The organism is Catenulispora sp. EB89, from assembly GCF_041261445.1.
Lineage (GTDB): Bacteria > Actinomycetota > Actinomycetes > Streptomycetales > Catenulisporaceae > Catenulispora.
Map to the genome: position 1 here is coordinate 150,693 of NZ_JBGCCU010000004.1, position 22,236 is coordinate 172,928.

18 protein-coding genes are annotated in these 22,236 nt (G+C 71.2%); 7 read left to right on the top strand and 11 right to left on the bottom strand.

Features of this window, described 5'->3' with window-relative positions; genetic code table 11:
- The first annotated feature begins 63 nt into the window (after window positions 1-63).
- The 4 genes from ABH920_RS10330 (at window position 64) to ABH920_RS10345 (ending at window position 2,768) form a co-directional block, all read left to right on the top strand.
- Window positions 64-522, top strand: a complete 459-nt coding sequence (locus ABH920_RS10330) for a MarR family winged helix-turn-helix transcriptional regulator (RefSeq protein ID WP_370348680.1) — start codon at window positions 64-66, stop codon at window positions 520-522.
- A 111-nt stretch (window positions 523-633) separates the two neighbouring features.
- Entirely contained in the window at window positions 634-1,263 is a 630-nt protein-coding gene (gene ribA / locus ABH920_RS10335) for a GTP cyclohydrolase II (RefSeq protein WP_370348681.1), read from the top strand.
- A gap of 26 nt (window positions 1,264-1,289) precedes the next feature.
- Window positions 1,290-2,105 carry a dioxygenase gene (locus ABH920_RS10340; protein WP_370348682.1) on the top strand — a complete coding sequence of 272 codons (816 nt, stop codon included), beginning with the start codon at window positions 1,290-1,292 and terminating at the stop codon, window positions 2,103-2,105.
- Between the two features lie 141 nt (window positions 2,106-2,246).
- The gene (locus ABH920_RS10345) at window positions 2,247-2,768 is read left to right on the top strand and encodes a hypothetical protein (RefSeq protein WP_370348683.1); all 522 of its coding nucleotides are present in this window, start codon (window positions 2,247-2,249) and stop codon (window positions 2,766-2,768) included.
- Window positions 2,769-2,890: 122 nt separating this feature from the next.
- Here ABH920_RS10345 and ABH920_RS10350 read toward each other — a convergent pair whose 3' ends face one another.
- Both ABH920_RS10350 and nrdR read right to left on the bottom strand, forming a co-directional pair.
- Window positions 2,891-5,881 (bottom strand): vitamin B12-dependent ribonucleotide reductase, encoded by a 2,991-nt coding sequence (locus tag ABH920_RS10350; RefSeq protein WP_370348684.1) that lies wholly within the window; start codon window positions 5,879-5,881, stop codon window positions 2,891-2,893.
- Window positions 5,882-6,035: 154 nt separating this feature from the next.
- Window positions 6,036-6,491, bottom strand: a complete 456-nt coding sequence (gene nrdR / locus ABH920_RS10355; protein WP_194911356.1) for a transcriptional regulator NrdR — start codon at window positions 6,489-6,491, stop codon at window positions 6,036-6,038.
- Window positions 6,492-6,983: 492 nt separating this feature from the next.
- Here nrdR and lexA point away from each other — a divergent pair, with 492 nt between their 5' ends.
- The 3 genes from lexA to ABH920_RS10370 all read left to right on the top strand — a co-directional run bounded on the left by lexA (window position 6,984) and on the right by ABH920_RS10370 (window position 9,496).
- Window positions 6,984-7,691, top strand: a complete 708-nt coding sequence (lexA, locus tag ABH920_RS10360; protein WP_370348685.1) for a transcriptional repressor LexA — start codon at window positions 6,984-6,986, stop codon at window positions 7,689-7,691.
- A gap of 140 nt (window positions 7,692-7,831) precedes the next feature.
- Complete coding sequence (locus ABH920_RS10365) at window positions 7,832-8,623, top strand: hypothetical protein (RefSeq protein ID WP_370348686.1); 792 nt, start codon at window positions 7,832-7,834, stop codon at window positions 8,621-8,623.
- Window positions 8,624-8,755: 132 nt separating this feature from the next.
- Entirely contained in the window at window positions 8,756-9,496 is a 741-nt protein-coding gene (locus ABH920_RS10370; protein WP_370348687.1) for a hypothetical protein, read from the top strand.
- A 65-nt stretch (window positions 9,497-9,561) separates the two neighbouring features.
- On the opposite strand, the gene ABH920_RS10375 is transcribed toward ABH920_RS10370, so the two are convergent.
- The 9 genes from ABH920_RS10375 to ABH920_RS10415 form a co-directional block, all read right to left on the bottom strand.
- Window positions 9,562-11,667 carry an ATP-dependent DNA helicase gene (locus ABH920_RS10375; protein WP_370348688.1) on the bottom strand — a complete coding sequence of 702 codons (2,106 nt, stop codon included), beginning with the start codon at window positions 11,665-11,667 and terminating at the stop codon, window positions 9,562-9,564.
- 83 nt (window positions 11,668-11,750) lie between these two features.
- A complete protein-coding gene (locus ABH920_RS10380; protein WP_370348689.1) occupies window positions 11,751-12,860 on the bottom strand; it encodes a hypothetical protein in 1,110 nt (369 codons plus the stop codon).
- Between the two features lie 172 nt (window positions 12,861-13,032).
- Window positions 13,033-14,832: an IucA/IucC family siderophore biosynthesis protein gene (locus ABH920_RS10385; protein WP_370348690.1), complete on the bottom strand. Its 1,800-nt coding sequence runs from the start codon at window positions 14,830-14,832 to the stop codon at window positions 13,033-13,035.
- 2 nt (window positions 14,833-14,834) lie between these two features.
- Window positions 14,835-16,181: a lysine N(6)-hydroxylase/L-ornithine N(5)-oxygenase family protein gene (locus ABH920_RS10390; RefSeq protein WP_370348691.1), complete on the bottom strand. Its 1,347-nt coding sequence runs from the start codon at window positions 16,179-16,181 to the stop codon at window positions 14,835-14,837.
- Window positions 16,181-16,765: a GNAT family N-acetyltransferase gene (locus ABH920_RS10395; protein ID WP_370348692.1), complete on the bottom strand. Its 585-nt coding sequence runs from the start codon at window positions 16,763-16,765 to the stop codon at window positions 16,181-16,183. The genes ABH920_RS10390 and ABH920_RS10395 overlap by 1 nt, the downstream gene beginning before the upstream one ends.
- 2 nt (window positions 16,766-16,767) lie before the next feature.
- Complete coding sequence (locus ABH920_RS10400) at window positions 16,768-18,573, bottom strand: IucA/IucC family siderophore biosynthesis protein (RefSeq protein WP_370348693.1); 1,806 nt, start codon at window positions 18,571-18,573, stop codon at window positions 16,768-16,770.
- A complete protein-coding gene (locus tag ABH920_RS10405) occupies window positions 18,570-20,414 on the bottom strand; it encodes an aspartate aminotransferase family protein (RefSeq protein ID WP_370348694.1) in 1,845 nt (614 codons plus the stop codon). Before ABH920_RS10405 ends, ABH920_RS10400 begins: the two co-directional genes overlap by 4 nt.
- Entirely contained in the window at window positions 20,407-20,589 is a 183-nt protein-coding gene (locus ABH920_RS10410) for a hypothetical protein (protein ID WP_370348695.1), read from the bottom strand. The genes ABH920_RS10405 and ABH920_RS10410 overlap by 8 nt, the downstream gene beginning before the upstream one ends.
- The gene (locus ABH920_RS10415) at window positions 20,582-22,090 is read right to left on the bottom strand and encodes a diaminobutyrate--2-oxoglutarate transaminase family protein (RefSeq protein ID WP_370348696.1); all 1,509 of its coding nucleotides are present in this window, start codon (window positions 22,088-22,090) and stop codon (window positions 20,582-20,584) included. The genes ABH920_RS10410 and ABH920_RS10415 overlap by 8 nt, the downstream gene beginning before the upstream one ends.
- Window positions 22,091-22,236 lie beyond the last annotated feature (146 nt).

Consider the following 22,236-nt stretch of genomic DNA (forward strand, 5'->3'; position numbering starts at 1 on the left):
CGGGCCACCGTAGTGACGGTCCGTGATGGATCTCAACGGATTTTCGCTCGTTAGAATCACGGCATGGGTGACGAACCGCGGTGGCTGTCCGATCAGGAGATGAAGGCCTGGACGGGCTTCTTGGCCGCGACCGCGCTGGTGGAGCGGCGGATCGATCACCAGCTGCGGGAGGACGCCGGGCTGTCGCACACGCAGTACGAGATCCTGGTGCGGCTCTCCGCCGCCCCTGAGGGTTCGCTGCGCATGACCGAGCTCGCCGAGGCGCTGCTGAACTCCAAGAGCGGGCTGACGTACCAGATGACCCAGCTGGAGAAGGCCGGGCTGACCGAGCGCCGGTCGTGCCCGACGGACGTGCGCGGGGTTTTCGCCGTCCTCACGGAGGCCGGACGGAAGAAGCTGGAGCAGGCCGCGCCCGGACACGTGGCGGTGGTACGTGAGGCACTGATCGACGTGTTGACCCCCGAGCAGCTCACGGTGCTCGCGGACGGTCTCGGAGAGGTCTCCCGGCGGCTGCGGGAATAGCCCCGGTGCGGGTGGGGTTTGTTCAAATTCGAACGCCGGTCTACAGTCGGCGCAGCAGGTTGTTCGAATTGGAACAGCTCTGGAACAGCTCGTCACGGAGGGACCCGTGCCATGAACGAGACACCCGAGGCATCTATCCGTACCCGCGTGCGCGTGCCGCTCCGGTTCGGTGACGGCTACAGCGTGGACGCCGAGCTGGTGACGTTCCACGGCCTGGTCGACGGCGGCGAGCACCTGGCCATCGTGCTCGGCGAACCGGGCCGCACGCCCCTGGTGCGGATGCACTCGGAGTGCCTGACCGGCGACGTGTTCGGCTCCGCGCGCTGCGACTGCGGGCCGCAGTTACGCGAGTCCGTCGAGCGCATCGCCGAGGCCGGCGGCTACCTGCTGTACCTGCGGCAGGAGGGGCGCGGGATAGGGCTGTACAACAAGCTCGACGCGTACGCGCTGCAGGACTCCGGGCTGGACACGTACCAGGCCAACGTCGCACTGGGGCTGCCGGAGGACGCGCGGGACTACACCGTCGCCGCGCAGATGCTGACGGCGCTCGGCGTGGACAGCGTGCACCTGCTGTCGAACAACCCGGACAAGGAGGCGCAGCTGGCCGGGCTGGACGTGACGGTCGCCGAGCGCGTCCCGACCGGTGCGCACGCCACCGCCCAGAACCTGCGCTACCTCCGGGCCAAGGTCGAGCACACGCGGCACAGCATCGTGCTGGACGACGTGCTGTCCGTGGCCTGAGCCGCTCCGCACACCCAGGAGATGCCATGAGCACCGAGACGAGCACACCCCCTGCGTCCCCGTCGTCCCCATCCGCCGACCGCATGCCCGCGATCTACCTCAGCCACGGCGCGCCGCCGCTGGCCGACGACCCGCTGTGGCCGGACCAGCTCGCGGCCTGGTCGGCGGACCTCCCGAAGCCGAAGGCCGTGCTGATGGTGTCGGCGCACTGGGAGGAGGCGCCGCTGGCCCTCGGCGCCACCACGACGATCCCCCTGGTCTACGACTTCTGGGGCTTCCCACAGCACTACTACGAGGTCCAGTACCGAGCGCCGGGCGCACCGGCGCTGGCCGAGTCGGTCCGCAAGCTGCTGCACGCCCCGGGCCTGGAGGTCCAGGACGAGCCGACGCGCGGCCTCGACCACGGGGCGTACGTCCCGCTGGTGGAGATGTACCCGGAGGCGGACGTCCCGGTACTCCAGGTGTCGATGCCGACACTGGAGCCGGAGAAGCTGATGGCCATCGGCCGCCGCCTGGCGCCGCTGCGGGACGAGGGCGTCCTGATCGTCGGCAGCGGCTTCTTCACGCACAACCTGCGGGCACTGAGCCAGGAGGGCAAGGTGCACTCGGTGATGTCGGAGTTCGACGACTGGGGCAAGCGCGCGCTGGACGCCGGAGACGTGGACGCGCTGCTGGACTTCGAGAACAAGGCCCCGGCCGGGAAGCTGGCGCACCCTCGGACGGAGCACTTCGCGCCGCTGTTCGTGACGCTGGGGGCGGCCGAGGCGGAGTTGGGGTCGCAGCGGACGGTTATCGACGGGTTTTGGATGGGGTTGGCCAAGCGGTCGGTGCAGGTCGGGTAGCGGGGGCCAGGGGTAATCAAGCTCGCGCCGAAGACAGTCGGTAACGATTGGCACGCCCGACCGCTACGCCACCACGTGCCACCCTTAGCATGACGCGTACTCAGCTGCACGTCGTCACCGAAGTGTGCGCAAAGGGGCCTCGTGGACCACGTAGTCAACATTCTCGAAGGCATCGCAGCGGCTGTCATCGGCACGATGCTCTGGATCGCCGCCTTGGCGAAGTTCTTCTCGCCGAAAATACGGATCACGCCGATGATCATCAGAGGTGTCAGCAGCGACGGCACGACCACCTACAGAATCCAGATCGAGAATCTCGCTCGACGCTCCGTGATCGACCTGCGCTTCGACTGTTCGCTGGTCTTCCCGCACGGCGACACCACCCGAAGTTTCGTCGCCAGGGAACCCGGCCGCGAACCCCTGATCATTCCCGGCAAGCGCCACAACCAGGACCACGTCTTCGCGATGCTCCTACGCAGCGATCTCCCTGAGAGAATCGCGGAGTACGAGGGCACGTGGCTGCGACTGCGGGTCTTCGCCCGCGACGGCGTGTCCAGCGTCGGCAAGGTCTTCAGCCACGAGTTTCACAAACCACTGGATCTCATCGTGGACAAGATGCGCGGACAGAACCCGGCGGAAGGCGCGGTGGAAGACATCGCGGAATGAAACCTCTCCGCCGCCTTGCCCTCGACAGGAGAGGACTCGCCTTACCGCGGTGGCGGCGGAACCGATTCCCCGGCTCCGCCGCCCTCACCAGCCCACTCAAGCCCTACCGACAGGGCCCAGGCTCAGCTGCACCCGCTCGTAGACCCACACCCCTCGCACACATAGCAGCTCCCCGAAGGCCGCATCTTCGTCCCGCACGTCAGGCACAGGGGCGCGTCGGCGGCGTAGCCGAGCTTCGCCTCCAGCAGTTCCGTGGAGGAGCCGATGCTCTGCGGCATCGGGAGGGGGGCCGGGTCGGTGCTCTTCTTTGCCGGGGCGGCCGGTTCGGTCCGGTGCTCTATCGGCGCGGACTGGGCGAGGGTTTCGTGGTCGAGCTGCTCGTCCTCGTCCGGGAGGTAGCTGCCGGTCTCCAGTTGGCGCTGGCGCTCCTCGTTCGTGTAGATGCCGTAGGCCGCTCGGGTGTCGAAGTCCAGGTGGTCCAGGGCCAGGCGGCGGAAGATGTAGTCGATGATCGACTGGGCCATGCGGACGTCCGGGTCGTCCGTCATGCCGGCCGGCTCGAAGCGCATGTTCGTGAACTTCGCGACGTACGTCTCCAGGGGGACGCCGTACTGCAGGCCCACCGAGATGGCGATCGAGAAGGCGTCCATCATGCCGGCCAGGGTCGAGCCCTGCTTCGACATCTTCAGGAAGACCTCGCCGAGGTCGCCGTCCTCGTAGGAGTTGGCCGTCATGTAGCCTTCGGCGCCGCCGACCGAGAACGAGCTCGTGATGCCGCGGCGGTTCTTGCCCAGGCGCTTGCGGACCGGCTGCGCGTACAGGGTCGCGGCGGCCGGGGCGATGGCGGTGCCGGCGGTGGCGGCGGCCGAAGCGGCCGGCGCCGAGGAGGCGGCAGCAGCGGCCGCGGCCGCCTTCTGCCCCTTCGCGTCCTGCAGCGGCTGGCCCACCTTGCAGTTGTTCCGGTAGATCGCCAGCGCCTTCAGGCCGAGCTTCCAGCCCTCGAAGTAGATCTCCTCGACGTCCTCGACCGAGGCCTGCTCGGGCATGTTCACGGTCTTGGAGATGGCCCCGGACAGGAAGGGCTGGATCGCCGCCATCATCCGGACGTGGCCCATCGGCGCGATCGAGCGCTCGCCCATCGCGCAGTCGAAGACCGAGTAGTGCTCCGGCAACAGGGCCGGCGCGTCCACCACGTGGCCGTGCTCGCCGATGTACTCGACGACCGCCTCGATCTGCTCCTGCTGGTAGCCCAGGCGCTTCAGGGCGCGCGGGACCGTGTTGTTCACGATCTGCATCGAGCCGCCGCCGACCAGCTTCTTGAACTTCACCAGCGCCAGGTCCGGCTCCACGCCGGTGGTGTCGACGTCCATCATGAAGCCGATGGTGCCGGTCGGCGCCAGCAGCGAGGCCTGCGCGTTGCGCCAGCCGTTGGTCCCGCCGATCTCCAGGCCGCGCTTCCACTCGGTGCGCGAGAGCTCCAGGATCTCCTTGTCGAAGCTCTCGTACGGCTGGTAGGCGTCCGCCGCGTCCGAGTGCTTCTTCATCACGGCCGCGTGCGGCTTGGCGTTGCGGGCGAAGCCGTTGTACGGCCCGACCACGCCGGCCAGCTCGGCCGAGCGGCGGTAGGCGACGCCGGTCATCAGCGAGGTGATGGCCGCGGCGATGGCCCGGCCGCCCTCGGAGTCGTAGGCGTGGCCGGTGGCCATCAGCAGCGCGCCGAGGTTGGCGTAGCCGATGCCCAGCTGGCGGTAGTCGCGGGTGGTCTGGCCGATCTCCGGGGTCGGGAAGTCCGCGAAGCTGATGGAGATGTCCATCGCGGTGATGATCAGCTCGACCATCTTCACGAAGGTCCCGCTGTCGAAGGTGTCGTCGTCGCGCAGGAACTTCATCAGGTTCAGCGACGCCAGGTTGCAGGACGAGTTGTCCAGCGACAGGTACTCCGAGCACGGGTTGGACGCGGTGATGCGGCCGGTCTCGGGGTTGGTGTGCCAGGCGTTGATGGTGTCGTCGTACTGCAGACCCGGGTCCGCGCACTCCCACGCCGCCTGCGCGATGTCGCGGAACAGCTTCTTGGCGTCCAGGGTCTCGATGACCTCGCCGGTCTGCCGGGCGCGCAGGCCGAAGCGCTCGCCGTTCTCCACCGCGGTCAGGAACTCGTCGGTGACGCGGACCGAGTTGTTCGCGTTCTGGTACTGGACGCTGGTGATGTCCTTGCCGCCGAGGTCCATGTCGAACCCGGCGTCGCGCAGCGCGCGGATCTTGTCCTCCTCGCGCGCCTTGGTCTGGACGAACTCCTCGATGTCCGGGTGGTCCACGTCCAGCACGACCATCTTCGCCGCGCGCCGGGTGGCGCCGCCGGACTTGATGGTGCCGGCCGAGGCGTCGGCGCCGCGCATGAAGGAGACCGGGCCGCTGGCGTTGCCGCCGGAGGACAGCAGCTCCTTGGAGGAGCGGATGCGGGAGAGGTTCAGGCCGGCGCCGGAGCCGCCCTTGAAGATCAGGCCCTCCTCGCGGTACCAGTTCAGGATCGAGTCCATCGAGTCGTCGACCGACAGGATGAAGCACGCCGAGACCTGCTGCGGGGACTTGGTGCCGACGTTGAACCAGACCGGGGAGTTGAAGGCGAACATCTGGTGCAGCAGCGCGTAGGCGAGCTCGTGCTCGAAGACCTCCGCGTCCTGCGGGCTCGCGAAGTACCCGTGGTCCTCGCCGCCCTTGCGGTACGTCTTCACGATCCGGTCGATGAGCTGCTTGAGCGACCACTCGCGGACCGGGGTGCCGACGGCGCCGCGGAAGTACTTGGTGGTGACGATGTTCGCGGCGTTCACCGACCAGAACTCGGGGAACTCCACACCCTTCTGCTCGAAGTTGATCGAGCCGTCGCGCCAGTTGGTCATCACGACGTCGCGGCGCTCCCACACGACCTCGTCGTACGGGTGCACGCCGGGAGTGGTGTGGATCCGCTCGATCTGCATTCCCTTACCGCCCTTGGCGGGAGCCTTCGCCTCATGGGAAACACCCGGGGCGGGCACGACCTGCCCGGGCTTCATGGGAGCCTTCCCGTTGCCGCGGGCCGACGCCGCACCGCGCGGTCCGCTAGCCGTCTCCGTCATACTTCTTCCCTCTCCCGTTCTGGGAAACCATTCCGACGCCCCGTGGCGGTTCGCCGCCTACGGAATTGATCAAGTTCTGGATCGCCGGACCCCAAGCGGGGGCCCCGCGAAGATTTTCATCATGTCCCCGCCTTGACGGCGGGCCGTGGGGCCGTCAGGCCCGTTCGCGCTCCGCCCGCAACAGCAGGATCTCCGCCTCGAAGTCCTCCAGCGACTCGAAGGCCCGGTACACCGACGCGAAGCGGAGGTAGGCGACCTCGTCGAGCTCCCGGAGCGGGCCGAGTATCGCCAGCCCGACCTCATGGGTGGCGATCTCCGCGGAGCCGGCGGCCCGCAGCGCGTCCTCCACCCGCTGGGCGAGCACGGCCAGCTGGCCCTCGCTCACCGGACGTCCCTGACAAGCCTTCCGTACGCCACCGACGACTTTGTCCCGGCTGAACGGCTCGGTCGCGCCGGAGCGCTTCACCACCAGGAGCTGAGCGCTCTCCACCGTGGTGAAGCGGCGCCCGCACTCGGGGCACTGGCGGCGGCGGCGGATCGAGGTGCCGTCGTCGGAGCTGCGAGAGTCGACGACCCGGCTGTCGTCGTGCTTGCAGAAGGGGCAGTGCACGGTTTCGCACCTCCTTCTCAGAGCTGACGGCTTTGACGCGCGAAGGGATGGCGTCACCCTCCGCTGTGGTCTACTAACCACAACCTGTGGAGCGTTGACGCTATTCCAATCACAAGATGTAGGGGTACGTTAGCCAACCCGCCGCACCGGCCGCAACCCGGATCGGGGTCTGCCGTAAGGGTCGCGAGGGGTACATGGGACTACTGTTCGCGATCGCCCCAGCTACAGGGCCAAGACCGGTGCGCTGTTCGAATGACCAAGATTCTTCACGGTTTCGCCCGACCGGACCAACGCGCCGCGCCCCGCCGGGCGCGAGTTTTCCGAACGGAGTATGGAAACAGGCCGTTACCTTCCCGGCGGAGCCGCGTTAGACATTCCGTACGCCCGTCCCCTCGCGGGTTGTCGAACAGCCGTTCGTCACCGTGTGGGTGGCACCCGCTACGGTTGATCCGAGCGAACAAACTTTCACACGACCAGCCACCGCCCAGCTCAATGGCGAAGGAGCCACAAGCCATGGCCGTCCGGAGTACTACCCCGACCGACACCCGAGAGGCCGCGCATGACGGACATGTGCCGTCCCCGCGCCTGACCGAGCGTCAGACCGCGGTCCTGAACGTGATCCGCGACTCGGTCCGGCGCCGGGGCTACCCGCCGTCGATGCGCGAGATCGGCGAGGCCGTCGGCCTGCAGTCCACCTCCAGCGTCCGGCACCAGCTGGTGACCCTGGAGAGCAAGGGCTTCCTGCACCGCGACGCGAACCGCCCGCGCGCCTACATCGTGCGCGGCGCCGAGGGCTCCGCCCGCAACGGCAGCGCCTCGGAGCCGGAGCCGGCGTACGTCCCGCTGGTCGGCCGGATCGCCGCCGGCGGCCCGATCCTGGCCGAGGAGCGGGTCGAGGAGATGATCCCGATCCCGAAGCAGATGGTCGGCGAGGGCGAGTTCTTCGCCCTGAAGGTGGTCGGCGACTCGATGATCGAGGCCGCGATCTGCGACGGCGACGTGGTCGTCATCCGCCAGCAGAAGCAGGCCGAGAACGGCGAGTTCGTGGCCGCCATGATCGACGGCGAGGCGACCGTCAAGGAACTGAAGAAGGAGGCGAACGCGGTGTGGCTGATGCCGCGCAACGCCGCCTACGAGCCGATCCCGGGCAACGACGCGGTCATCCTGGGCCGGGTCGTGACGGTGCTACGCCGCCTCTAGACCGACGCCGCACGGCGTCCGTGCGCCGCCTCGGCGGGTCCCGATTGGGCGGGACCCGCCGAGGCGGCGCAGGTCACGGACTTTCCTCAACGCTTTAGGGTTGTCAGCAACCTGTCCTACAGGTCGCACGTCACCCAGGCATGAATCGACTGAACAGCATCGCACTCCTTGCCGGCGGCGCTCTCGTGGCGGTCGCCGCGACCGGTTGCGCGTCGAGCGCCGCCAAGCCCGCCGCTTCGGGTCCGGCTGCCACCAGTTCCTCTGCCGCGTCGGGCGCCCCGAGCACCGCGGCCTCCTCGGCGCCGGGCGGCGCTTCCTCTTCCGGCGCTGCCGGCGGCTCCACCTCCGCCCCGGCGGGCGACAGCACCACCGCTCCGGCCGCCGCGTCGTCGAGCGCGGGCGGCACCAGCGGCGGCAACAGTGGCGGCACCGGCGTCAACGGCGGCGCCGTCCCCTCCGCGCCCCCGGTCAGCCACGCCGCCTGCGGCAACGCCAACGTGAACGTCTCGCTCGCGCCGGCGGTCTCGGGCCAGAAGTCGTCCGTCTTCGTGATCGCCGTGAAGAACACCGGCGCCACGTGCACGCTCGGCCCGATCCCCTACGTGTGGATCACGAAGAGCCCGACCGACGCCTCGGACCAGACCCGCCCGCTCATCCCCAGCGTCGACACCGGCAAGAAGAACGTCATCCTGTCCGGGACGACCCTCTACGCGGCGATCGACATGCTGCCCGGCGCCCTCGCGACCACGACCGGCAACTACGGCGACCTGGCCGTGACCGCGAACCCGACGCCGAGCACCAGCGGCAAGGACGTGCAGGACGTCGTCCTCCCGGCGTCCACCGCCGAGGGCAACGCGATGCTCGGCGTCTACGCGCTGACGCCGGCCAGCGCCATCAGCCAGATCCAGTACGCGACCACGCCGGAGAAGTAGAAGTCGCCGACGGCCGAAGGGGCGGGCAGACGACAGCTGCCCGCCTCGGCGCTGTGCGGAGCTGCGGAGCTGCGGAGCTGCATTTGGCGAAGTTGTCAGCAACCACCGGTGTGTGTCGCACGTCATGTGGAAGTGAAACCCCTGAATCGCATCGCACTCCTGGCCGGCAGCGCTCTTATCGCCGCGGCGGCAACCGGTTGTTCGTCGAGCACGTCCGCGCCCGCCGCTTCCGGGCCGGCCTCGACGGATGTCTCCACCGCCGCTTCCGGCACATCCGGCACCGCGACGAGCGGAACCTCCGACGGCGGCACGACCACGCCGACGAGCGACGCCTCCACCGGTGCGGCATCGAGCCCACGGTCGACCACCGCTGCCACCGGCGGCTCAACGACCTCCAGCGGCATCCCGGCACTCTGCGACAACGCCAAGCTGAACGCCACGCTCGCGCCGGCCGGCGCCGGGCAGAAGGCGTCCGTCTATGTGATCGCCGTGAAGAACGTCGGCCCGGCGTGCGACATCGACTATCTGCCCTTCGTCTGGATCACCGCGGGCCAGAGCAGCAGCCCGGCGCAGACCCAGCCGCTGATCGAGAACGGACTCGGCGGCGGCCCGAACATCATCGCCCCGGGTCAGACGTTCTACGCGGGGATCGACCTCGATCCGCAGTCGGCGTCGAACGCGGTCTCCGGCTACACCTACCTGGAAGTGACCGCGAACCCCACCAAGGACAGCAGCGGCAAGGACGTCCAGGACCTGCGGCTGCCGGCGCCCGCGAAGGTGGCCGGTGCCAAGCTCGGGACCTACAACCGCGACGAAGCGACGGCGATCAAGCAGATCGCCTACGCCAGCGTTCCCCAGCAGTCGCAGCACTGACACAATCGAGGCGGGCAGTCGCGCGACTGCCCGCCTCGATCACGCTCGTCTCCGTCGTGCCCGGCTCAGTTCTGTTCGCCCGTCTTCGCCATCGCGTCGATGGCCCGCAGCGACTTCAGCACGCGGTCGGTGTCGTCGGTCTGCCAGAACGACGGCATCGACGCGCGCAGGAAGCCGCCGTACGGCTTGGTCGCCAGCCGGGAGTCCAGGACCGCGACCACGCCCTTGTCGTCGATGGCCCGGATCAGGCGGCCGGCACCCTGGGCCAGCAGCAGCGCGGCGTGCGAGGCGGAGACCGCCATGAAGCCGTTGCCGCCGCTGCGGCCCACGGCCTCGGTGCGGGCCGCGGACACCGGGTCGTCGGGGCGCGGGAACGGGATGCGGTCGATCACCACCAGCTGGAGCGAGGGGCCCGGGACGTTCACGCCCTGCCACAGGGACAGGGTGCCGAACAGGCAGGTCTCGGGGTCGTCGGCGAACTTGCGGAGGAGTTCGGCCAGCGAGTCCTCGCCCTGGCACAGGATCGGCAGGTCGATCTTCTCCCGCAGCTTCTCCGTCGCGGTCTGCGCCGCGCGCATCGAGCTGAACAGGCCCAGGGTCCGGCCGCCGGCGTTGTCCATCAGGTCGGCGAGCAGGTCCAGCTGGTCGTCGCGGATGCCGTCGCGGCCCGGCGGGTCCAGGTGCCGCGCGACGTAGAGGATGCCCTGCTTCGGGTAGTCGAAGGGCGAGCCGACGTCCAGGGCGCGCCAGTGCTGCGGCAGGTTCTGGACCGTGTCCAGGAACTCCTCGCCGTCGCTGTCGCCGTCGCGCAGCAGCTTCACCGCGGCGTCGTAGATCTCCTCCGGCAGCTCCGGCTTGAAGTCCAGCTCGACGCGCTCGTTGCTGTAGAGGCCGACGCTGCCGGCCACGCCGGTGAAGTCGCCGCCGAGCTTGAGGGTCGCCGAGGTGAGGACCACCGGGGTGCGCGCGAACATCTTGAAGCGGAGCAGGTGCTCGATGCCGAGCGGGGCGATCTTGAGCGTGGAGTTCTTGACGCCCTTGAACTCGCTGCGCTCCAGCCAGACCACGTCGGCCTCGGCGCCCTCCAACACGCGCTCGGCGACCTGGTGCACGTTCTCGCACGCGGCGCGGGCCTGCTTGCGGGCGCCGTCCATGTCCAGGTCGCCGCCCTTGTTCTTGGACAGCTCGGTGAGCGCCGCGCGGCTGGCGTCGCGCAGCGCGGTCAGCGCCATGCCGATCTCCTCGGGCAGTCCGCGCTGGAACCGGCCCTCGGGGGTGTTCTCCAGGGCCTCGGTGAAGTCCAGGGTCGCCACCGCCAGGTTCGCCGCCGTGGCCTCCTTCACCAGCCGGTCGGCGCGGTGGTGCGCGCGCTCGACGGCGGTCTTGGTGAGCTCGCCGGTCGCCGCGGAGGTGACGCGGTTCACCAGCTCGTGCGCCTCGTCGACGATCACCGCGTCGTGCTCGGGCAGCACCTGCACGTCGGAGTCCATGGCCGCGATGGCCAGCAGCGCGTGGTTCGTGACGACCACGTCGGCGGACCGCGCCAGCTCCTTGGCCTGCTCGGCGAAGCAGTCCTCGAAGTACTGGCACTTCGATCCCAGGCACTCCCGCGCCGAGACCGACACCTGGGCCCAGGCCCGGTCGGACACGCCCGGCGACAGGTCGTCGCGGTCACCGGACTCGGTCTCCTCGACCCACTCCCGGACCCGCAGCACCTCGGCCCCGAGCTTGCCCACCGCCAGCGGGTCGAAGAGCACGTCCTGGTTGTCGTCCTCGGCCGCGCCGCCCTCGACCTTGTTCAGGCACACGTAGTTGTTGCGCCCCTTGAGCAGCGCGAACGCCGGCTCCCGCTTGATCAGCGGCTTTATCGCCGTGGCCAGCCGCGGCAGGTCGTGCGCGACCAGCTGGCGCTGCAGCGCGAGCGTCGCGGTGGCCACGATCACGCGCTTGTGGTGCGCCAGCGCCGGGACCAGGTACGCCAGCGACTTGCCGGTGCCGGTGCCGGCCTGCACGAGCAGGTGCACCCGGTCGTCGAGGCTGGCGGCGACGGCCTGCGCCATCGCGATCTGACCGGGGCGTGTCTGGCCGCCCAACGCCTCGACTGCCGCGTCGAGCAGGGGGGTCAGGTCGTCTTCGGGAGTATCGGGGGTGGCCCCGCCAGAGTTCGGCATGGTCGCACCAGAGTACTTGGCGGCGCCGACAGGACGGGACCGAACTCCCGTTACGCCAGAGGTTCCGCGAGGGTCGGCGACAGTCAGCGGCCGGGACGGGGAAGCACCGCCGCGGCCCGGGAACTGTGCTGGTAGAGGACCCGGTTCCGATCACGGACCCGGGTCACCAGGCCGGAGCGGTGCAGGATGCCCAGGTGGTAGGACACGGTGCTGGCGGCCAGGAAGTGCCGCTCGCCGAGCTCCACGGTCGTGCGCGGAATGTCCAGATCCGCCAACAGCCGGGCCCGGGTCGCGCCGAGCAGATCCGGGGCGGCGGAGTCCGGCTGATCGCCACCGCCACCTCGACCACCGTCACCTCGACCACTGCCGCCACTGCCACCACTGCCGCCGACATCCCAGCCCGGCTCGCGCGGCACGCCGTGGGCCCATCGGCTCTGCGGACCCGGAGCCGCGGGGTAGGCGAGCATCGGCGCCCGCCGATCGGGCGCCGGGATCGAGTCCGCGATGATCCTCAGCACACTGCCGAACACCGTGGGCACCAGCGTGAGCCCGCCGCCGGCCGGGATCCGGCCCTTGAACCGGCTCGCCACCCGCAGGTGGTCGTCGGCGGGCATGGCCAGGCTCGGGTGCAGCCCGGGCCAGACCGCGGCCAGACCGTGGCGCGCCATCACCTGCGCCCGCCCCAGGATGTCCGCCTCCAGCCGGGCCCGGACCGCCGGCCACGCGGGCGCCACGGCGATCCGCCAGAGCTGCTCGAGCTCGGCGGCCAGCCGTTCGGCCGTCGCGCGCTCGCCGCGCTGCGCCAGATCCAGGAGCGCGACCGGGGCACGTCCGCCGGTGACCCCCGCGACGTTCTCGCAGGGCACCCCCTCCACCGTCACCCGCAGCTCGAAGGCCAGCCGCTCGGCCCCGGTCGTGGCGATCGCGTGCAGCTCGTCGCCGAGTTCTGCCTCGGGGCCGAGGGGCTGCGGGGTGAGGAAGTCGGGGACGTAGTCGCCGGCGGTGCCGAACAACGCGCCGAGCGCCACCAGCCGGTGCTCCCGGACGGCCGCCCGCAGCCGGGCCTGCCAGCCGCCGCCGACCGGCCGAGCGCCCGGGGACAACAGCGACAGCGCGTGGACCGCCGTGGCGGCCGGCGAGATCGCGAACCGGGTGTTCGCCAGCGCCGGCGCGTCGAGGTCGAATCGCAGCACCCTGTTCCCCCAGATTCGGTGTGACTTTCGAACCTGATCGAAACATGGAGTCAGGGCTCTGCGCATCCCTTTGTATTGAGGAGGGACAGCACAGCCGCCGCGTGCGCACGGGGGGCACGCGACGGCTGTGGTCAGCGTCCTGTCGCCGGCTCGCCGGTCGCCGGCTCGGCGGTCACAGGCTCAGCGGGTTGCTCACCGTCCCGTAGGCCTCCACGTGCGGCCGCTCCGCGCGGTCCCGGTAGCCGTCCAGCAGCAGCCGGTTCCGGTTCAGGCACAGCCGGTCGATGCGCTGGGTGAACAGGTCGAAGGCCTCGAACCGGTCGGCGAGTTCGGGGAACGTGGCCTGGTAGTCCAGGATCCGGTCGGCGACCAGGCCCCAGAACAGCCTGCGGTCGACGTTCAGGTGCTGCTCGGCGATCCGCGCCAGGTAGCGGAAGTGGCCGACGAACAGGCCGGCGTGGATGAACTGGCACAGGTAGTCCGGCATCTCCCGCAGCAGCACCGCCGCCACGTCCTCGGGGATGTCCGCCAGCTCCGGCAGGTCCTTCGCCGAGATGTTCACGTCGTCGACGAAGTCCTTCACCGCCAGCCGGGTCGGCCACTCGCGCTCGTCGTTGACCAGCACCGCGTTCTCCCCGTGCGGGGAGAAGACGACGCCGTACTTGTAGAGGAAGTGCAGCAGCGGCGGCAGGATCGCGGCGAACATCTTGTCCAGCCAGTCCGCGCCGTCCAGGCCGGAGCGCTTGACCAGCTCCACCACCATCGGCCGGCCCGCGGAGTCCACGTGCAGCAGCGAGGCCATGGTGCGGGCCCGCTCCCCCGGCTCCAGGCGCGGCGGCAGCGGCTGGCGCCAGATCGCGCCGAGGAGTTCGCGGTACTGGTACGGCGCGTCCGGCATGCGGTCCAGGACCGGGTGCCGGACCGCCACCGAGGCCACCTCGCCGAGCAGGATCACCCGGCACTCGTCGTTCAGGTACGGGTCCGCGTCCGCGATGTCCAGCAGCCAGGAGGTCACCGCCGGGGCGGCCACCGAGCGCTCGGTCGGCAGCCCGCGCCAGACCATCGTGTTCAGGATCGACAGCGGCAGCTTCACGTGGTGCCGCTCGGGGTGCGAGACGTTGGAGAACGTCCGGATCGACTGCTGCGGCAGGTACTCGTCGTCGGCGTAGCCGAGCGGGACGATCAGGCCCGCGGCCACCTCGGCGCCGAACAGCGGCTGGATCATCTCGTCCCACTGCCACGGGTGCACCGGGAGCCACCAGTAGCGGGCCGGGTTGAAGCCGTTGCGGACCAGCTCCGAGCCGAAACGGATGCGGGTGTTGGAGTCCAGCTCGGTGGTGTACAGACGCTGCGACGTCAGGTTCCGGACCGCGTTGAACTCCGCGAGGTCCTGGTCCACCGCGATCCAGGGCAGGCGCATGTGGTGCCGGGCCTCGGGGGCGTAGCGGAGCGCGTCGGAGGCGGAGAAGCCGAAGCGCCCCTTGTTGAACACGATCCAGGGGTGGCCCTCCATGTGCCCTTCGAGCTCGGCGTAGGGCAGGTCGGCGAGCTCGGACACGGTCAGCGCCGAGCGGGCCAGGCACACGTCCGCCGCCAGCGTCGCCGCCAGCTCGCGAACCAGGTGCCCGGCGGTGTCGCCGGGCAACTCCAGGCGGCCCTGGGCATCGCGGACGAACAGCATCGGGTCGTGCGGGGTGCTGTCCGCGCCGCGCTCGGAGCGGCGCAGGGACTCCGGGTCGACGAACCAGGACCCGTAGTCGCCGCGGTCGGCGCGGAAGCGATAGCAGACGCCCTGGTCCAGATCGAGCCGGTAGAGGTCGGCGCCCTGCGCCTCGGGATCGGGCTCGGGGGCCAGCAGTCCCTCGTAGCAGAACTCGCCGACGCACTTCGCCAGCAGCGCGCGGGCCGCCTTGCGCCAGGCTTCCGACGCCGCGCCGGTCTCGGCACGGAGATTGCGGGCCGAAGGGGACATACTCAGGGCACCTCGATTCGGATTCCGGGATCACGCTCCGCGGCCGCCTCCGGGTCGAAGGCGGTGTGCGCGGCACGCCGGGGCAGGTCGTAGACGGTCCGGCCGGTCACGGCGTTCAGGATGACGGCCGCCCGGTGCGCGCCCAGGCCCAGGTCGGGGGTGCCGACGCCGTGCGTGCGCTGCTCGGCGTTCTGCACGTAGACGCCCGGGGCGACCCGGTGGTCCAGGTCGGCGGGCCCGAGCAGCTGGGCCACGTCGGCGTCCAGGAAGGCCGGGACCCGATCGCGGTGGCCGGTGGCCAGGACCACGGCGTCGGTGACGACGCGGAACTCGCGCTTGAGGCGGTCGTGCAGGCAGGTGAGCTCGACCGGACCCGCACCGTCGGGTCGCCACAGACCGCCGGTGACCGACACCCCGGGCAACAGCGTGGCGCCGGTGTCGCCGGCCAGGCCGAGGGTGCCGCCGTAGAGGCTGTCGAAGGAGCGCATGTGCAGCTCGGCGTGCAGGTCGGCGATGGTCTCGACGCTGATTGCCTTGTGCAGGCGGCCCTGGCTGCGCAGCAGGTCGGCGCGGACATCGTCGCGCAGACCGTGGAAGAACCTCGTGTAGTCCGGCGTGAAGTGCTCGAGCCCCAGCTTCGAGTACTCCATCGGCTCGAACGCCGCACTCCGCGTCAGCCACCGCACGCGCTGCCCCGGCGCGCCGGAGCGCAGCAGGTCCAGCACGATCTCGGCGCCGGACTGGCCCGAGCCGATCACCGTGACGTCGTCGAGATCGCGCAGGCGCGGACGGTGCGTCGCGTAGTCGGCGCTGTGCAGGACCGCGTACGGCGCGGCGCCGGAGACCTCGAACGGCATCGTCGGCTCGGTGCCGATGCCCAGCACCACGTTCGCGGCCGAGACGACCGCCGGTCCGCTCGGCGCGGTGTACGCGATCTCGAAGCCCGACTCGGCGCGGCGCACCCGGGTCACCGACGTGCCGAACCGGCAGAAGGGAAGCTGCGCGGCGACCCACTGGCAGTAAGCCTCATACTCGCGACGTTCCAGGAACAGGTTCTCGGCGAAGTAGAAGCTGTAGAGCCGATCGGTCTCCCGCAGCCAGTTCAGCACCGAGAAGCGGCTGGTCGGGTCGGTCAGCGACACCAGGTCGGCGAGGAACGGGACCTGGAGGGTGGTGCCGTCGAGCATCATGCCGCGGTGCCACGCGAACTCCGGCTGCCGCTCCAGGAAGAGCGCTTCCAGGCTGTGGTTCTCGCGCAACGGCTCGGCGAGGGCCGCCAGCGACAGGTTGAAGGGACCGATTCCGACGCCGACCAGATCGAAGTGCGGCGTTCCCGACGTCGCGTGCATCAGCCCGCCCTCCGCGTCTCGGGGATCAGGGTCCGGTCGTAGACCATGAGCATCGCCTGCTTGTCCGGCAGGTCCAGCACGCCGCGCGGCTCGAACCCGGCGTTGGTGAAGGCCCGGATGGAGCGCTGGTTGCGCAGGTCCGGCTCGGCGACGACGCGCGAGGAGGCGGTCCGGGACAGGGCCCAGTCGGCGACCGCGCGGATCAGGGTCGAGCCGATCCCGCGTCCTCGGTACGAGCCGGGGCCGATCAGCACGTGGACGCCCACGTCGCCGCGCCGGGCCGAATAGTGCTCGGCCAGCGGGTCCTGGTCGGCCCGGTAGACCTCCCAGTAGCTCATCGGCTCGCCGTCCAGGCGGCCGAGGTAGGGGTCGGAGTGCGCCGAGGAGAGCTGGGCGGCGATGTGCCGGTCCAGCACCTCGCGCGGGCCGGCCAGCTCCCAGAACGCGGCCACCTCCGGGTCGTTCATCCAGCCGTGCACCACGGCCAGGTCCTTCAGCGGCCGCAGCTGCTCCATCTCGAAGCGGCCGAACGGCGTGGGCAGCAGCCAGCCGTTGCGGGACGGCGGCGTCTTCATGATCGTCATGGCTACGGCACCGCCAGCGGGTTCGGGATCTGCACGTACACGCTCTGCGTCTCCAGCGGGCCGACCAGCTCGTCCAGGCCCGCGACGCGGGTCAGCAGGTTGGCCTTGCACGGCAGCGTCGGGCTCTCCAGCAGCGCCTCGGTGACCCGGTGCGCGCGCCCCTGTGCCTGCCGCGAGGCGGCGAAGCGGCCCAGCACCTCGCGGGCCCGGCGCAGCAGCTGGCGCTCGTCGATCAAGGCGGTGGCGCCGAGCGCGCCGATCATGCCGATCAGGTTGTTGACGCCGACGTAGTAGGTCAGGCGCTCGTCCACGATGGTGTCGGAGACGACGGTGTCGCTGTCCTCGCCGGGGCGCGGCACGAAGTCGGCCAGGTGCGCCACCGCCGACTCGCGGAAGTAGTAGCCCTGGTTGTCGCGGTAGCGGCCGCCCTCGGGCAGGCCGTGCGGGTCGAGCATGACCAGCGTGTTCTGCTGGTGCGCCTCCAGGGTGACCCCGTGGGCCGCGTCCAGCCACAGGATCGGCACCACAACGGTCTCCAGGTAGCGCGTGAACCAGTCCAGCACCGCCTCGGCCGGCCGGACGCCGGTGCGCTCGGCCGAGCCGACGATGATGTCGGCGAGCAGGTTCTCGCGCAGGTGGCCGTTGCGGGAGGGGCCGTAGCCGAGGTCGGCGAAGGCGGCGACGCAGTAGACGCGGTCCATCGGGCCGAAGGGGTTCTCGCGCAGCAGCACGTCCAGGCCCAGGCCGCCGGTCTCGGCGGCGATCCACGCCGGGTCGCCGAGGATGCCGAAGCCGGGGTGCGCCGCGGCGATGGCCTTGGCCAGGCCGCCGTCCAGCATCCGGCGGACCTCGATGCCGCGCAGCAGCTCCTTGCGCAGGTTCTCCCGCTTGGAGTTGGTGATGTGCAGAGCCAGGGGCAGCTTGAGCATGTAGGGCGCATCGGCGCGGTAGACGGTGCGGATGGAGCTGGTGGCGTGCCAGGGGCAGCCGTGCGGGCCGAGGTCGGCGAGCAGGCCCTGGTCCGCCAGGGTCCGGATCTCCGGACGCTGGCGCAGGTCGTGCGACTGCCAGGGGTGGGTGGGGATCAGGATGCTGTTCGGCGTCGCGCCGCGCGGCAGGTCGCCGCCGAGGAGCTTGTGGACCAGCATCGGGGCGGCATCGGCCTCGGCGGAGTCGTGGCTGGCGATCGCCGGGTCCACGGCCCACCAGTGCAGCTGGAACGTGCCGTCGAGCTCGGGCGAGTAGCGCACGGCCTCCTCGTCGGACCAGCCCTCGCGGGCCTTCGGCGCCGGGTGGAAGGGGTGGCCGGCGACCAGGGCCTTTTCCGCCCACAGGAAGCGGGTCTCGCCCTGGGAGGTGCCGTGCGACAGGTGCGCGGCGATCCGCCGGGAGGAGTCGACGACCCGGCCGACCAGCTCGGCCACCGCCGGCACGCCGCCGCCGGCCTCGCGGGCGATGAGCGTGGCCAGGGTGGCGGCGTCCAGCGGCGGCGGGGCGGCCGGCGGCAGCCAGGACTCGGCGGTCCAGGCACTGTCCGGCTCGATCTCGTCGCCGACCGGCCGGCCGAAGCCCTTGTTCTTGGGCGCGGCGGACTTGCGGTTCGCGTGCGGCAGGGCCAGCGGGTAGATCGGGCCGAACCGGTGCCAGCCGACCGCCGACCAGGCGTCGACGTCCACCTCGACGGTGACCCCGGTGGCCGGGAAGGTCAGCCGCATCGGGCCGCCGGTCGGCACCGGGATCCGGGCCTCGCGGACCCAGCAGCGGAGCAGGACTTCGGCCGACAGCTCGTCGGCCGCGAATGTGTTCATGACGGGCCCCTGACAGTCGCTGAGGATCCTGCGGATGCCGCGTCGCCGGCGGCGCGGACGGCGGCCAGCAACGCGTCGATCTGCAGCTCGGTGGTGTGCGGGTTGAGGAGGGTGAGCTTGAGGCGGACCCGGCCGGGAGGCGTCCCCGGCCGCTCGCGCGCCAGCTCGGTGCGGCCCAGGACGGCACGGCCGGCCTCGAGCAGGTGCCGCCGCAGCACCCCGTTGACGCGGTCGGCGTCGCGGGGGTCCGGCGGCAGGAAGCGGAACAGCACGGTGGTCAGGTGCGGCTCGGCGGTGAGTTCGAGGTCGTCGTGCCGCCGCACCGCGCCGGCGGCGTACCGCGCCAGCGCCAGGCAGCGGTCGGTGAGCTGCTGGAAGCCGTCCCGGCCGAGCGCGGTGAAGGCGGCGGCGAGCTTCACGGCGTCGGCCCGCCGCGTGGTGCGCAGCGAGCGGCCGAGCAGCGAGGGGTAGCCGGCCTGCTCGTCGTCGACGGAGTTGAGGTAGGAGACGCGCTTCTCCAGCGAGCGCAGGCTCGCGGCCTTCTTCACCAGGAAGCAGCCGGCCGGCACCGGCTGCCAGCCGAGCTTGTGCAGGTCCAGGGTGACGGAGTCGGCGGCCTCGATGTCGTGCAGGCGCTCGTCGCCGTCGGTGCCGAGCAGCAGGCCGCCACCGTAAGCGGCGTCCACGTGGAACCAGGCGCCGTAGCGCGCCGCAAGCTTGGCGACCGGACCGAGCGGGTCCATCGCCCCGAGATCGGTGGTCCCGGCGGTGGCGACGACGGCGAGCGGGATCTCGTCCCGGTCGACGAGCGCCTCGAACGCCTCGGCCAACGCCTCGGGCCGCATCCGCCCCTCGATGTCGGAGGCGACCGGGATGACGCAGCGCTCACCGAGCCCGAGGATCGCGGCATTACGCGCGACGGAGAAGTGCGCCTGATCGGAGGCGAGCACCCGCATCCGGCCGGCCGCGAAGGGCGGGACCCCGTCGAGATCGGGATCGACGTCGAAGCGCCGGCACAGCACATCGTCGCGCGCGAGAAGCAGGCCCATGAGATTGGACTCGGTCCCGCCGGAGGTGAGCACACCGGCACTGGCGCCGGAGTAGCCGACGGCGCGAGCCAGGGTCCGCACGACCCGCTCCTCGATCTCGCCGGCCGCGGGCGACTGGTCCCAGGAGTCGAGGGACTGGTTCAGCGCGGCGACCGCGGTGTCGGCGGCGACACTGGCCGCGAGCGGCGGACAGTGCAGGTGCGCGGCACAGTGCGGATGCGCGGGATCGGCGGAACCCCAGGCCAGCAACCGGCCGAGGGAGGCGAGGGTCTCGAAGGGGTCCTGCCCCTTGTCGGGGAGCTCACCGAAGCCGGTGGCGGCGACCGCGTCGCGCACAGCCGCCGGACCGCCGGGCGGGAGGGGGCCGAGCCAGTCGGCGCGGCCGCGGTCGAGCCCGTCGAGGACGGTGGCGAGGAGGAGGGCCAGGGCGCCGGTGCCGGCGGGGCCGGAGGCGAGGGCGGTGGCGTCGATGGTGGGGAGGGTGAGGGGGGCCGGGGCGGTGGGGAGGTTGGCGGCGTGGTTGGCCGCGATGCTGAGGGCGGGGCCGGTGGCGAGTTCGGCGGCGATCGCAGTGCTCGGCGGCTCCGGCGCGGCGGCGAAGTTGGCGGCGATACTGAAGGCGGGTCCCGCCTCGGACGCATGGCTCGTCGCGAGCGGCCCCGGCGGCTCGGCGCGCAGAATCCCGCGCACCACATCGGCCTCGATGCCGGTGAGGTCCCCGATGTCGACGTGGGCGCCGGCGTGCGCGTGCAGGTGCGTGGCGGCGGGGTCCCGCTCGATCTGCTCAGACACCGGCTGCCTCCAGGTCGCGGCGGGTCGTGGGGGCGGACACCGATTCCAGGGCGCCTTCCAGGGTCCCTGTCAGGTGGTCGGCTTCGGCGCCGCTCAGGTCCCCGAGCTCGACCGGGGCTCCGGCGTGGGCGTGCAGGTGCGTGGCGGCGGGCTCCTGCTCGATCTGCTCAGACACCGGCTGCCTCCAGGTCGCGGCGGGTCGTGGGGGTCGACACCGATTCCAGGGCGCCTTCCAGCACGGTCAGGAGGTGGTCGGCTTCGTCGTCGGCGAGAGTCAGGGGTGGCAGCAGCCTGAGGACCGCGCCGTGGCGTCCACCGAGCTCCGCGATGACGCCGCGGGCCAGTAGTTCCGCGCGCAGGCGGCGTGCAGTGGTCGGGGCCGGGGGGAACGCTCCGAGGGCGTCGGGTTCGGCGGCCGGGTCGACGATCTCCATGCCGAGCATCAGGCCTCGGCCGCGGACCTGGCCTACTAGGGGGTGGCGGGCCTGATATCTGGTCAGACGTCCCATCAGTCGCTCGCCCAACGATGCCGCGCGCGCCGCCAGTCCCTCGGCCAGGATGTGGCGGATGGTCGCCGCGCCTGCCGCCATGGCCAGCTGGTCGCCTCGGAACGTGCCGGTGTGCGCGCCCTCGGACCAGCGGTCCAGTTCCGCGCGGTAGACCACCACCGCCAGCGGCAGGCCGCCGCCGACCGCCTTCGACAGGACCATGACGTCCGGCACCACGCCCGCGTGGTCCACGCCGAACAGCGCGCCGGTGCGGCCGAAGCCGGTCTGGACCTCGTCCGCGATCAGCGGCACGCCGTGCTCGGCGGTCGCCGCGCGCAGCGACCGCAGCCAGGCGTCCGGCGCCGGGACCACGCCGCCCTCGCCCTGGACCGGCTCGACCACCACGGCCGCCGGGAAGGCGGTGCCGGACTGCGGGTCGGACAGCAGGGTGCGGACATACGCCGCCGACGCCCCCTCGCCGAGCGTGCCGCCGAGCCCGAACGGGCACCGGTACGGATGCGGGAACGGCAGCCTGGTCAGGAACGCGTCGCCGGCGCCGGCCGGGTCGCGCACCGCGTTCGCGCCGGTCAGCGCCAGCGCGCCGGCCGTCATGCCGTGGTAGGCGCCGGTGAAGGCGAAGACGCCGCGCCGGCCGGTGGCGGTACGGGCCAGCTTCACCGCGGCCTCGACCGCGTCGGCGCCGGTCGGCCCGGCGAAGTGCACGCGGCAGTCGGCGGCCAGCTCCGGGGGCAGCGCTTCGAGCAGCGCCGAGGTGAAGTCGTCCTTCACCGGCGTGGCCAGGTCCAGCACGTGCAGCGGCGCGCCGCTGTCCAGCACCTGCCGGATCGCCGCGACCACCACCGGGTGGTTGTGGCCGAGGGCCAGGGTGCCGGCCCCGGACAGGCAGTCGAGGTAGTCGCGCCCGTCGGCCCCGGTGATCCACGAACCCTGCGCCCGCACCGGCACGATCGGCAGGTGCCGCGCGTACGTCCGCGCCGCCGACTCGCGCGCCGCCTGCCGCGCCAGGATCTTCGGTGCCGAGCTCTTGGTTGCCGAACTCTTGGTTACCGAACTCTTGGTTGCCGAGCTCTTCGCGGACGGGCTCGGGCGGGCCGGAACCGCCAGCCCGTCGCCTGGTGAGGCGGCCTGGGGGGTCGAGCGGTCGGCGGGCAGGGCGGGCGAGGGCATAGCGGTTCTCCATCCGTGGCAAGAGATCAGGTAAGGCTTACCTAACTCCCGTCACGGAAGTCAACCTGAATCACTACCGAAAGTGATTCTCCCGCGCGTGATCAGAAGCGCGGACCACCGACACGCCAAGCGTGGACGCAGCGGCG

What these genes read in the sequence shown, in the direction of transcription:
- ABH920_RS10330 (WP_370348680.1), top strand. Translation starts at nt 64, where the DNA reads ATGGGTGACGAACCGCGGTGGCTGTCCGATCAGGAGATGAAGGCCTGG.
- ribA (WP_370348681.1), top strand. Translation starts at nt 634, where the DNA reads ATGAACGAGACACCCGAGGCATCTATCCGTACCCGCGTGCGCGTGCCG.
- ABH920_RS10340 (WP_370348682.1), top strand. Translation starts at nt 1,290, where the DNA reads ATGAGCACCGAGACGAGCACACCCCCTGCGTCCCCGTCGTCCCCATCC.
- ABH920_RS10350 (WP_370348684.1), bottom strand. Translation starts at nt 5,881, where the DNA reads ATGACGGAGACGGCTAGCGGACCGCGCGGTGCGGCGTCGGCCCGCGGC.
- lexA (WP_370348685.1), top strand. Translation starts at nt 6,984, where the DNA reads ATGGCGAAGGAGCCACAAGCCATGGCCGTCCGGAGTACTACCCCGACC.
- ABH920_RS10365 (WP_370348686.1), top strand. Translation starts at nt 7,832, where the DNA reads ATGAATCGACTGAACAGCATCGCACTCCTTGCCGGCGGCGCTCTCGTG.
- ABH920_RS10375 (WP_370348688.1), bottom strand. Translation starts at nt 11,667, where the DNA reads ATGCCGAACTCTGGCGGGGCCACCCCCGATACTCCCGAAGACGACCTG.
- ABH920_RS10385 (WP_370348690.1), bottom strand. Translation starts at nt 14,832, where the DNA reads ATGTCCCCTTCGGCCCGCAATCTCCGTGCCGAGACCGGCGCGGCGTCG.
- ABH920_RS10390 (WP_370348691.1), bottom strand. Translation starts at nt 16,181, where the DNA reads ATGCACGCGACGTCGGGAACGCCGCACTTCGATCTGGTCGGCGTCGGA.
- ABH920_RS10395 (WP_370348692.1), bottom strand. Translation starts at nt 16,765, where the DNA reads ATGACGATCATGAAGACGCCGCCGTCCCGCAACGGCTGGCTGCTGCCC.
- ABH920_RS10400 (WP_370348693.1), bottom strand. Translation starts at nt 18,573, where the DNA reads ATGAACACATTCGCGGCCGACGAGCTGTCGGCCGAAGTCCTGCTCCGC.
- ABH920_RS10415 (WP_370348696.1), bottom strand. Translation starts at nt 22,090, where the DNA reads ATGCCCTCGCCCGCCCTGCCCGCCGACCGCTCGACCCCCCAGGCCGCC.